We start from the raw sequence: 11,784 nt of genomic DNA on the forward strand, positions 1-11,784 counted from the left end.
CACATAACGACAAAATAAGAGCCCTCTAATCATATAGAGGGCTCTTACTTTATCTAGCTGCAGCGGCTAGAATAATCGGTGGCTTCGCTTCTTCCTTCGAGGCAAAAAGCGCCTTTTGCAGGAAAGAACCTTAGCCACTAGGCCTAAACAGTCGGCTTCACTTTTATTTTATCTAGCTGCATCGGCTAGAATGATCGGTGGCTTCGCTTCTTCCTTCGAGGCAAAAAACGCCTCTATGTCTGAAGCTCCATCCCCCTCACATTCTGGGCGAGCCGATTCCGCTTTTACTTCACCCAACCGAGCAGCATTTCCCGCACGAATTTGCTTGCTGCGACTGGTGTTTGATCACTATGGTCGTAGACTGGAGCTACTTCTACCAAGTCTGCTCCAACTACATTTATATTTGAATTTGCAATTGCTACGATGGAATCTAATAATTCTTTAGATGTGATACCACCAGCTTCTAACGTTCCTGTTCCTGGAGCGTGAGCTGGGTCTAATACATCAATGTCGATTGTGACATAGACTGGGCGGCCAGCAAGTTTCGGTAATACTTCTTTTAACGGTTCTAATACGTCAAATTTGTATAAGTTCATACCTACTTCTTTCGCCCATTCAAATTCTTCCTTCATTCCAGAACGAATTCCGAAAGAATATACGTTTTCCGGACCAATTAAATCACACACTTTACGAATTGGTGTAGAGTGGGATAAAGGCTCCCCTTCATACGATTCACGTAAATCAGTATGAGCATCCATGTGGATGATTGCTAAATCCGGATATTTTTTTGCCATTGCCTTAAAAATTGGCCAAGACACTAGGTGCTCACCGCCGAGACCTAGTGGAAACTTATCGGCATCTAAAAGTTTTGATACATACTCTTCAATCATGTCTAAGCTGCGTTGTGCGTTTCCGAATGGTAATGGGATATCACCCGCATCAAAATATTTTACCTCTTCTAGTTCACGATCTAAATACGGGCTATATTCTTCAAGACCGATTGATACTTCACGAATACGTGCAGGGCCAAAACGAGATCCCGGACGGTAACTTACTGTCCAATCCATAGGCATCCCATAAATAACTACCTTTGACTCTTCAAAACTTGGATGACTTTTAATAAATACTTTACCTGAATAAGCTTCATCAAAACGCATATTCTTTTCCTCCTTATGTGGAACTTAAGGTATCCCAACCTTTCACTATTTCTCAAATTTGGAGCGAATTGCTCCTCTTTCTCGATTTACCGGGTCTTCTTTTTAACAACAAGAAGACGATTTTCTCTACAGAAGTGTAAGTAGCTAGCATGTTCAAGTCTTCTGGACAAACACCTTAAATGAGCTACTTACACTTTATTTGTTTGATACAATTCTCTTACTTAATTAAATCGCCAACAAATTTCGGTAATGCGAATGCTGCATTGTGTAATTCTTTTGTGTAGTATTTCGTTTCGATTTCGTGGAAACGCTCTTCACTTACTTCTAATGGATCATGTTTTTTAGATCCAATTGTGAACGTCCAAAGACCACTTGGGTAAGTTGGAATGTTTGCTGTGTATAAACGAGTGATTGGGAAGATCTCTTTTACGTCTTTAAACACAGTTGTAATTAGTTCTGGTGTAAACCAAGGGTTGTCCGTTTGTGCAACGAAAATACCATCTTCTTTTAACGCTTTTGAAATTCCAGCGTAGAAGCCTTTTGTAAATAGGTTTACCGCTGGTCCTACTGGCTCAGTAGAATCTACCATAATTACATCGTATTCATTTTCGCTTTCTGCGATATGTAGGAAACCGTCTCCTACTTTTACTTCTACACGCTCATTATCTAATGCGCCTGCAATTGATGGTAAGTATTGTTTAGAGTACTCAATTACTTTTCCATCGATTTCAACAAGAGTTGCTTTCTTTACACTTGGGTGTTTTAACACTTCACGAATAACACCACCATCACCGCCACCAACAACTAATACGTTTTCAGGGTTTGGATGTGTAAATAAAGGTACGTGTGCTACCATTTCGTGATAAACGAACTCATCTTTTTCTGTTGTCATAACCATGCCATCTAAAATAAGCATGTTTCCGAACTCTTCCGTTTCGACCATATCAAGTTTTTGGAATTCTGTTTGCTCCGTATGTAATGTGCGGTTAATACGCGCCGTAATCCCAAAATGTTTTGTTTGTTTCTCAGTGAACCATAGTTCCATCGTACAATCACGCCTTTCAATGCAAATTTATAATAGGGACATCATTAATGTCCCCTAACAAAAATAAAACAAAACATCCAAAATGTATAGTTAAAAGTACAAAAATACCGAAAATATATTTTAGTCAGAGGGTTCTAACATATGTGTGGAAAGGGTTTGCACCGTAAAAGGAAAGAAAACCCTTTCTTAAGAAAGGGTTTTTGTCTCTATTTCTAATGGTTTACGAATTGGAATTAGGATCATAATACAACCAACTAACACAACAATTCCACCTACTAAAAACGGACTTTGTGGTGAAACAGTATGACCGATAATTCCTGATAAAATCGGAGCAATCGCACCACCTAACCAACGAACAAAGTTATAAACACCTGACGTAACAGATCTTTCATAAGGTGAAATATCCATTACATAACTTGTATATAATGCATTGTTTAAGCCAGATGCCAACCCTGATAAAACGATAAGAGTAATTTGTAACCACATAATTTTCACAAAGAATAGTGCAATTAAGAAAATCGCAAATACGAGTAAACTACCCATGCCCATCAACTTAAGACTTTTTACTACCCCCAAGTACAAAAAAACGTTATTCTTTCTTAAGCAACTATAAGAACCTGTCTGAAATCTTTGGTATAATCTATGTAAAAAGGATGTTTTCCATGATACACAATTATACAAGTAATATTACTCGTGAACAGTTTGAAGTGATTCGAGAGGATTTAGAAAATGCACGGAAAACGACGCGCCCACGCACAGTAGATTTATACGAAGTATTCTGTGGCGTACTGTACCTGCTCACAGCAGGCTGCCAATGGCGCCATCTACCAAGTGACTTTCCAAACTGGAAAACCGTGTATTCCTACTATCAAATTTGGCGGAAAGTAGAGGAGAATGACACAAGTCTTCTCGAAAAAGTGCATAAAAAAATTGGTCGAAACATATCGTGAGCNAAACAAAAGGAATTAAGTGAATATAAAGCAATTGGAATGATTCAAGATCATCTATTTCTCCTCTATCAAGCCATAGAAAACACCCAAGAGATAACAAAGCTTCTAACCCGCCTGTTCCACCTTCTAGAGAAAAACGGACGGAAATCTCATCGATATGAGAAGAAAACAGTCTTTGATATCATGGGTGTTATCTATGAGTATAGTGGATATAGCAAACAAAAGAAAGCTGCATAAGAAAAAAATGAAACCCGTTAGGGTTTATTTCGTGTGCTTATTTTTAATAACTTGCCCCCATTTGGGGAGACTTTAGTTCAAATGAAGAAAAGTTAATTTTGTATCCATTCTTAAGTTGATGGGCATGAGTAAACTACCCTTCAATAATGTTTTTGGTTCATATTTTCCTTCTAGCTTATGTGCTAAAATTGCAGAACCGTAAGCTAACGCGAGTCCCCATCCGCAAAATACAAAGCCTAATTGAATAGCTGATAAATGCATAATAAGTGGTGAATATGCTAACACGACAAAAAATCCGTAGTAGTATAGCATCCCTGAAATGGCACCTTGCATAAATGGTTTATACTTCACCAGGTTAAGTAATTCCCCTACGCCAGCAGCCTTACGCTTCACTTTTCGTTCTGGTTCTTTTACAAAAAAGAATACTAAAATAAATGCTAAGAAAATTAAAATACTCGTCGCGAAAAACGGATAACGCCAAGAATGACCACCTAATATCCCGCCTAATAACGGTCCGCCAGCCATACCTAAGCCGATAGCTGCTTCGTATAATCCTACTGCTTCATGAACTTCTTTACTTAATGCAATCAATAAAGTCATCGCCGTCGCGAAGAACATCGCATTCCCTAATCCCCATCCAGCGCGGAAAAGAGATAATTGAGCAATCGTTTGCGACATACCACATATAAACGCAAATACAGTCACAATCGCAAGACCAATTGTCATCATCCGTTTATCACCAAATCTCGATGCAAATATACCAGCTGGTAACATCATAATTGCCATCGTTAAAATATAAGCGGTAAATAACATTTCAACTTGCCAATGCGATGCACCAATTTTCTCTGCAATAATCGGCAAAATTGGGTCGACTACTCCTATACCCGAAAAGGCAAGGAAGGTAGCCACCACTGTAATCAATCTCCCTAGTTTTTGTTTGCTCTCCATTTTGATTACTCTCCTTTTGTGCTCTCTAAAAATGTTACTGCACGATGTAAACTATCTTCTAGTTCTGCCTTTACACGTTGCATTTGCTCCATTTTTTCGTCTAACGTTTGCACTTGTTTTTCAAGCATATCTTTAATTTCTTGAATCACTTCACGATCACGAGGGTTTTCGCTATTTCTTCTTTGCTCCATTCTTTCTTTTAGTGATAAGAAATGCTGCATTTCTTGAAGTGTGATTCCTAGCACTTCTTTCGCTTCTACAATTCTTTTAATTCTGGCAATATCCTCATCCGTATACAGACGGATATTTCCCTCACTACGTTCTGGGGGATGAATTAAACCAATTTCCTCATAATAACGAAGTGTACGTTTTGTTAAACCGACTTGCTTTGTTACTTCATCAATTTTATACATGTTTATTCCTCCCTTCACTTGATTATTACATTTTACGTTAACGTTAACTTTTCTGCAACTGTTAGACTTTTGTAAATATTTGTCATATTCAATTGTATTTTCCCTAAAGCAGTTTCATAATAAAAGAAAAGAGATAATAAGGAGAATTTCACATGAGTAAACCACTTATTTTCGCTCACCGCGGAGTAAAAGGAACACATCCCGAAAATACGATGATTGCCTTCCAAGAAGCAGAACGCATTGGTGCTCACGGAATTGAACTCGATGTCCACTTATCAAAAGATGGTGAACTTGTCGTAATTCACGATGAAACCGTCGATCGTACAACAAATGGCGTTGGACCTGTTTCTGAAAAAACGGTAGAGGAACTACAATTATTGGACGCTGGTAGCTATAAAGACCCTTCTTTCCATGAAGCAAAAATCCCAACGTTGCGTGAGGTTTTCATTTGGCTTTCCACAACGAACTTACAACTAAATATTGAATTAAAGACAGATGTTATTCATTACCCAAATATTGAGGAAAAAGCTGTTGCACTTGTGCGTGAATATCATCTTTCTAATCAAATTGTATTTTCATCATTTAACCATGACTCTGTTTCATTATTAGCAGAAATTGCTCCTGAAATCCCAAGAGCAATTTTATATGATACACCACTTGCTGATCCAATTTCCGAAGCAAAACATAGAGAAGCAAGTGGATTACATCCAAACTTCCAGTTATTAACGAAAGAATTTGTGCAGTTAGCACAAGAGCAAGGATATGTTTTCCATCCATATACAATTAATGAATACAAAGATTTACAAACTATGATTGATTATGGTGTAGATGTCATCATTACCGATTGGCCAGCACGTGCCTTTGAGCTCCTTTCTTAATGGAAAGGGCTTTTTTATTTTCGAAATTTCATTGTTTAAAATAAACGAAAACCCTCAATACTAATACAATAACGCTTGTATTAATGAGGGGCTGAAAAAAGATGGATCAAACTATGAATCCAAAACTTAAAAAATATAAACGTCTTTTCTTCACCGCAATGTTTTCGTGCGTCCTTTTCTTCGTTTTTTCTTTTTTTGTTATTATTATAGTTGCAAAAATTATGGGACCTCCTCCTGTTGCGGTCCCGCAAACAAGCGTCTTTTACGCAAACGATGATACTGTTATTGGACAAAGTAACGAAATTCAAAAACGTTACAATGTCTCTCTTAATGAAATTTCACCTTATGTAAAAGAAGCGACCCTTTCTATTGAAGATCAAAGATTTTATAAACATCACGGCTTCGATTTGAAACGGATTGCAGGTGCAATTGTTGCTGATTTAAAAGCGATGGCAAAGGTACAAGGAGCTAGTACAATTACACAACAATACGCGCGTAATCTGTATTTAGATCATGATAAAACGTGGAAACGAAAATTGTTAGAGGCAATGTACACTATCCGCCTTGAAGTAAACTATAATAAAAATCATATTTTAGAAGGATATTTAAATACAATTTATTACGGACATGGCGCTTATGGCATCGAAGCTGCGTCCCGTCTATATTTCGATAAAACGGCAAAAGAGTTAACATTAGCAGAAGCTAGTATGCTGGCAGGTATCCCGAAAGGGCCAAGTGTCTATTCTCCCTTTTTGAAAGAGGATCGTGCTAAAGGACGACAAGCTCTCATATTAGATGAAATGGTAAAGCAAGGATATATTACGAAGCAACAAGCAGCCTTAGCGAAGAAAGAAACACTAACTTTTGCCTCATTAGATACGAAAAAAGTAGCAGAGGTCGCACCATATTTCCAAGATGCTGTACAAGCTTCGCTTCTTCGTGATGTCGGATTAGACGAACAAGCTTTACAACGAGGTGGCTTACGAATTTATACAACGCTAGACCCTAAACTACAAGCTGTAGCAGAACAAGCTGTAAAGGATCATATACCTGACACAACAAACATACAAACTGCTCTCGTCTCTATGAATCCAACGACAGGTGAAGTGGCTGCTCTTGTTGGCGGAACCGATTATACTACGAGTCAATTTAACAGGGCTACACAGGCCATTCGTCAGCCTGGTTCTACATTTAAGCCATTTCTATATTATGCGGCATTAGAACGAGGATTCACGCCTGCTACGCGCTTAAAAAGCGAATATACTGTATTCACCTTAGGTGACGGCGTTTCAAAGTATAAACCGAAGAACTATAAAGATTATTATGCCGATGATTTCGTAACGATGGCACAAGCTCTCGCAGTCTCTGATAACATATATGCTGTGAAAACGAATTTGTTTTTAGGAGATGACGCGCTTGCAAAAACAGCGAAACAATTTGGAATTACAAGTGCATTAAAAGATGTGCCTTCTCTAGCTCTCGGTACATCACCAGTAAAACCAATTGAAATGGTTAACGCTTATAGCATGTTCGCAAACGGTGGAAAAGAAGTAAAACCTACTTTCATTCGCCGCATTATGGATCATGAAGGAAATATATTATACGATGCTCATTTAGAGAGTAAACAAGTTCTCGACAAGAGCAAAGCGTTTGTAATGGAAGAAATGATGACTGGTATGTTTAATAAGAAACTAAGCAGTTATGCTGCTGTAACTGGCCAATCGATGTTATCAAAATTATCAAGAACATATGCCGGCAAATCTGGTTCTACTGAAACGGATAGTTGGATGATCGGATTTACTCCGCAAATCGTAACAGGTGTATGGGTCGGATATGATCAACCTAAATCTATTTCAAACGTAGCAGAACAAGGATATGCGAAGAAAATATGGACTGATACGATGGAGAAAGGCTTAGATGGACAGCCTAAAAAAGAATTTAAACAACCAAGTGACGTCGTAGCGGTTAATATCAATCCAGAGAACGGTAAAATTGCTACAAAAAATTGTCCTATTTCTGTGAAAATGTATTTCGCTAAAGGTACCGAACCGACTGAATATTGTATGGATCACGTCGATGATAAAGAAGAATTTGAAAAAACGACTGAAGAAAAGAAAAAAACAAGTTGGTGGAAAAAATATCTTCCTTGGTAAAAAAAATAGCTGACGGGCACCCGTCAGCTATTTTTTATTCACTTAATAATGCACGGCGCAATTCTTCACTAGATTCGTTCCAAATCGCTTCATTATGTTCTTTCAAGAACGTACCAAGTACCTTTTTAGATGATTCATCCATATGGTCAACCATAATGTGACGCTTCAATGATTTATCCATTTTATTTACGTGTTCTGGAAGTGATTTATATCCGCGGCGAATCTCACGGTCAACTGTCATTTCACAAGCTGTTACACCTGCGTAATACGCACCTGTCGCAGTTCTTTCAATTGTTACCCAAACAAGCCAAAATGGTTTTCCATTTGGAACTTCATCTTTATTTGTTAAAAACTTAATACCTTTTTCTACTGTACTACGCGCATGCATCGCACCGATATCAACGAATGCAGTCTTCTCTAGTACATCAACAAATACAGGTGAAATGTTTTCTAAGCTTAATGCCCCAACACCAAATCCACCATGTCCATCTGTTGAATCATTTTTCACGATATTAAAACCGATTTTTTTCTTTTTCTCTGTCATATGTAAAATCCTCCTCACTTAAAAATTATAAAAGGCCAAAAATAGGCGCAATGATGCTATCTAAAAATACAAATACATGCGGAATAACTACCTGAAAAATAGGTTGAATTGTATAATTACTAAGCGGTGTAATAACGAGAATTAATAACGCAATTGCCCCGTATTTTTCATACTGTGTCATTTTCGCGCGAATATTTGCTGGCGCTAAATCTTCCACAACTCGATATCCATCAAGTGGCGGGATTGGTAATAAGTTAAATACAAGTAAAACGATATTCAGCATAATAAAAATCTGGAAAAATTGAGCTAACGTATCTGCCACTGCAGATGGAATTGAGTATAATACACCAAATTTTAATAAGCTATACCAAATAATTAAACCAATTGCACTTAAAATTAAGTTACTAATCGGCCCTGCAATTGAAACTAATATACCTGCCAGACGCGGTCTTTTAAAGTTATATGGGTTAACAGGAACTGGTCTTGCCCAACCGAATCCAAGAATTAATACTGCAATCAAACCGATAGGGTCTAAATGGGCCATCGGTGATAACGTTAAACGCCCTTGTCTCTTTGCTGTATCGTCCCCAAATTTATATGCAACATATGCATGTGCAAATTCATGAACGGATAGTGCAATAATAATTGCCATTGCTACTAACGGAATTTCGTGCAATGGATATCTAAATAACTGATCCATACTTCATCTCCTCTTCCATATGTCAAAAAAAGAAATTATTTGTTTTTTCGATTGTTCTTCCCCATAATCCGCTATAATAAGAGTGTAACTTACATAAAAGGAGCGATTGTACATGCCATACGTAACAGTGAAAATGCTAGAAGGACGCACAGAAGAACAAAAGAAAGCTCTTGCTGAGAAAGTAACAGCAGCAGTAAGCGAAACAACTGGTGCTCCTGAAGAAAACATCGTTGTTTTCATCGAAGAAATGTCTAAAAACCATTATGCAGTTGGCGGAAAACGCTTAAGCGACAAATAATTTCAAGTTTTTTCATAAGAAGCAGCCATTAGCTGCTTCTTATTTCTTTCCTTCTAACAACTCAATAATTCTCTCTTTATATTTTCCTTTTCTTCCATCTTCATAGATTAAATCATGTGGATAGAATAGCTTTTGATCCGTTCTTTTCTTACCTGTAATCGCCTCAACAATATCCGACTCACGTGAAAGCTCTCTAAGCTCTCCGTTTGGCATAAGAAGTAGGATTGGTAGACGCTCTTCTTCTTCTCCTGCACGATAAAAGTCATACGGTAAGTCTGATGTTGAATCAACTACTAAATAATACTCCGGATCAAGTCCAATCTTTTTAAATAAACTACTTAATTCCATCCAATTATCTAAACCGTGTTTATCTGTAAACTCTACATATTTAAATAGATTTCGATTCATAAAACGGCGACATAAATCGCTTAAAATTGGATCTTCTTCTTCCTGCCATACTTGGAAGTAGTAATACATAACGTTCTCGTCTAACTTTAAATAATCCTCTACTGTTACTTCTTCTTCAAATAAAGAATAGAAATGAACAGGATGATTTTTAAATGTATAATACTTCTCGTGCAGTGATTTCGCACGGTGTAAAATCTTCGTTAAAATAACTTCTGCACTTCGCGTTACCGGGTGGAAATATACTTGCCAATACATTTGATAACGACTCATAATGTAATGCTCAACAGCATGCATACCACTATTTTTAATGACTACTTGATTCCCATACGGACGCATTACACGCAGTATACGTTCCATATCGAAGTTTCCGTACTTTACGCCTGTAAAATAAGCATCTCTTAATAAATAATCCATACGATCCGCATCAATTTGACTCGAAATCATACTAATCGCTAATTTATTAGTAGACGTTTTTGCAATTACATCTGCTACCTTTTGTGGAAACTCCTTATCAACACGACTTAATACATCATTAATCTCCGTATCGCCAACGATAATCTTTTGCGTAAATTTCTCATGATCTAATGAAAATACTTTTTCAAACGAGTGAGAAAATGGGCCGTGGCCGACATCATGAAGTAATGCCGCACATAAACATAACAATCTATCTTCAGCATTCCAATTTGGTCTGCCATCAAACACATCATCAATCATACGACGAATAATTTCGTATACACCTAACGAATGAGTAAAGCGACTATGCTCTGCACCGTGAAATGTAAAAAATGTCGTTCCAAGCTGCTTAATACGGCGCAAGCGTTGAAATTCTTTCGTTCCGATTAAATCCCAAATAACACGATCACGCACGTGCACATATTTATGTACTGGGTCTTTAAACACTTTTGTTTCGCTGAGTTTGTCGTTTAAATATACCACTTTCCGACATCCCCCTTTCTTTACTACATTCTTACTTTATATTATAAACGAAATGAGAAACAGAAAGAAATGAAAGACTGTATTAATTCCCTTTATAAAAAGAAAAAATCACCTTTACCGAAGTAAAAGTGATTTCCTTTATACATTATTTACCTAAAACGAATTCAGCAACTTCGTCTAAGATCATATCTTTCCCAAGTGGGAAGTAACCTTTGTTTAAGTCTTCATTTTTAATTGTAAATACGTGGTTGTTTTTAACAGCGTTCATGTTTTTCCAAATTGATTCTTCTTGGAATTCTTTCAAGCGCTGAGAACCGTCACCAGTTGTAAACACGAATAAGTAATCTGGGTTGTAATCGATTAAAGCTTCTTTTTGTACTTGTACTAACGGTTTATCAGTTGGTGTACCTTTAACTGCTGGTAGTTTTAAATCATTAAAGATTACGCTACCGTAACCGTAGTCACCGTATACGCGGAAAGCATTTGGATATGCAGCCATTTTCATAAATGTTGCTTCACCAGTTTTAGCAACGATTTTGTCATGTAATTTGCTTGCTTTTTCATCATACTTTTTGAACCATTCTTTTGTTTCTTTTTCTTTACCGAAGATTTGACCTACTTCTTCAAATTTTGGACGCCATTGATCTAATGGAGTATTTAACATAACTGTTGGTGCAATTTTAGATAATTGATCATAAATCTTTTCTTGACGATTATTTACAAGAATTAAATCTGGTTTTGCAGCAGCTACTGCTTCGATGTTAATTTTATCGCCCCAAGCAGAACCAACTGGTTTAACGTCTTTTAGTTTCTTTTCAATATGTGCATCAATTTTTTCTTGAGATGTATTAGCAGTAATAACCGGTTTCATACCGAAAATTAATAATTCTTCTGTTGAACCACTAAGGTCAGCAATTTTCTTTGGGTTTGCAGGAATTTTAATTTCCCCTTTTGCATGTTTTACAGTGCGCTCTTCAGTCTTTGCATCTGCTTTCTTTTCTTCTTCTTTGTTAGAACAAGCTGCAAATAGTACAGAAGTCACAACTAGTACCATTGCTAATAGTGCCATTTTAAAATTCTTCATGTTCCCACTCCTTCTAGCTGTATTTATCTTATA

10 protein-coding genes and 4 pseudogenes are annotated in these 11,784 nt (G+C 37.1%); 5 read left to right on the plus strand and 9 right to left on the minus strand.

The features are described 5' to 3' along the window. Nucleotides 1–284 precede the first annotated feature (284 nt). The 3 genes and pseudogenes from speB to V6946_RS28730 form a co-directional block, all read right to left on the minus strand. Entirely contained in the window at nt 285–1,157 is an 873-nt protein-coding gene (speB, locus tag V6946_RS28720) for an agmatinase (protein WP_001209831.1), read from the minus strand. A gap of 217 nt (nt 1,158–1,374) precedes the next feature. Next, nucleotides 1,375–2,202, minus strand: coding sequence for a polyamine aminopropyltransferase (gene speE / locus V6946_RS28725; RefSeq protein WP_000424696.1), 828 nt, complete (start codon nt 2,200–2,202; stop codon nt 1,375–1,377). 186 nt (nt 2,203–2,388) lie between these two features. Then, a pseudogene (locus tag V6946_RS28730) lies at nt 2,389–2,757 on the minus strand (MFS transporter); the annotation flags it as partial. Between the two features lie 107 nt (nt 2,758–2,864). On the opposite strand from V6946_RS28730, the pseudogene V6946_RS28735 reads away from it, so the two are divergent. Together V6946_RS28735 and V6946_RS28740 are read left to right on the plus strand one after the other, a co-directional pair. Continuing rightward, nucleotides 2,865–3,134 (plus strand): annotated as a pseudogene (locus V6946_RS28735) (transposase); the annotation flags it as partial. Between the two features lie 21 nt (nt 3,135–3,155). Beyond that, nucleotides 3,156–3,389: pseudogene (locus V6946_RS28740) on the plus strand (IS4 family transposase); the annotation flags it as partial. A gap of 123 nt (nt 3,390–3,512) precedes the next feature. Here V6946_RS28740 and V6946_RS28745 read toward each other — a convergent pair. Beyond that, nucleotides 3,513–4,337, minus strand: a pseudogene (locus V6946_RS28745) (MFS transporter); the annotation flags it as partial. A gap of 5 nt (nt 4,338–4,342) precedes the next feature. Continuing rightward, a complete protein-coding gene (locus V6946_RS28750) occupies nt 4,343–4,750 on the minus strand; it encodes a MerR family transcriptional regulator (RefSeq protein ID WP_000276560.1) in 408 nt (135 codons plus the stop codon). Between the two features lie 152 nt (nt 4,751–4,902). Between V6946_RS28750 and V6946_RS28755 the strand changes: the two genes are divergently transcribed. Continuing rightward, the gene (locus tag V6946_RS28755) at nt 4,903–5,628 is read left to right on the plus strand and encodes a glycerophosphodiester phosphodiesterase (protein WP_366981949.1); all 726 of its coding nucleotides are present in this window, start codon (nt 4,903–4,905) and stop codon (nt 5,626–5,628) included. Between the two features lie 101 nt (nt 5,629–5,729). Beyond that, entirely contained in the window at nt 5,730–7,781 is a 2,052-nt protein-coding gene (locus tag V6946_RS28760) for a transglycosylase domain-containing protein (protein WP_006922007.1), read from the plus strand. 34 nt (nt 7,782–7,815) lie between these two features. On the opposite strand, the gene V6946_RS28765 is transcribed toward V6946_RS28760, so the two are convergent. Continuing rightward, nucleotides 7,816–8,325, minus strand: coding sequence for a YwhD family protein (locus V6946_RS28765; RefSeq protein WP_000136678.1), 510 nt, complete (start codon nt 8,323–8,325; stop codon nt 7,816–7,818). A 25-nt stretch (nt 8,326–8,350) separates the two neighbouring features. Then, nucleotides 8,351–9,025 (minus strand): site-2 protease family protein, encoded by a 675-nt coding sequence (locus V6946_RS28770; RefSeq protein ID WP_000372445.1) that lies wholly within the window; start codon nt 9,023–9,025, stop codon nt 8,351–8,353. 112 nt (nt 9,026–9,137) lie between these two features. On the opposite strand from V6946_RS28770, the gene V6946_RS28775 reads away from it, so the two are divergent. Further along, complete coding sequence (locus V6946_RS28775; protein ID WP_001147171.1) at nt 9,138–9,323, plus strand: 2-hydroxymuconate tautomerase; 186 nt, start codon at nt 9,138–9,140, stop codon at nt 9,321–9,323. A 39-nt stretch (nt 9,324–9,362) separates the two neighbouring features. Here V6946_RS28775 and V6946_RS28780 read toward each other — a convergent pair whose 3' ends face one another. Both V6946_RS28780 and V6946_RS28785 read right to left on the minus strand, forming a co-directional pair. Beyond that, complete coding sequence (locus V6946_RS28780) at nt 9,363–10,667, minus strand: HD domain-containing protein (RefSeq protein WP_000262730.1); 1,305 nt, start codon at nt 10,665–10,667, stop codon at nt 9,363–9,365. A 145-nt stretch (nt 10,668–10,812) separates the two neighbouring features. Continuing rightward, nucleotides 10,813–11,751 (minus strand): ABC transporter substrate-binding protein, encoded by a 939-nt coding sequence (locus V6946_RS28785; protein ID WP_000787724.1) that lies wholly within the window; start codon nt 11,749–11,751, stop codon nt 10,813–10,815. Nucleotides 11,752–11,784: the final 33 nt, after the last annotated feature.

Origin of the sequence: Bacillus sp. PPSBB_2, from assembly GCF_045291115.1 — a bacterium.
GTDB classification, from domain to species: Bacteria; Bacillota; Bacilli; order Bacillales; family Bacillaceae_G; genus Bacillus_A; species Bacillus_A cereus.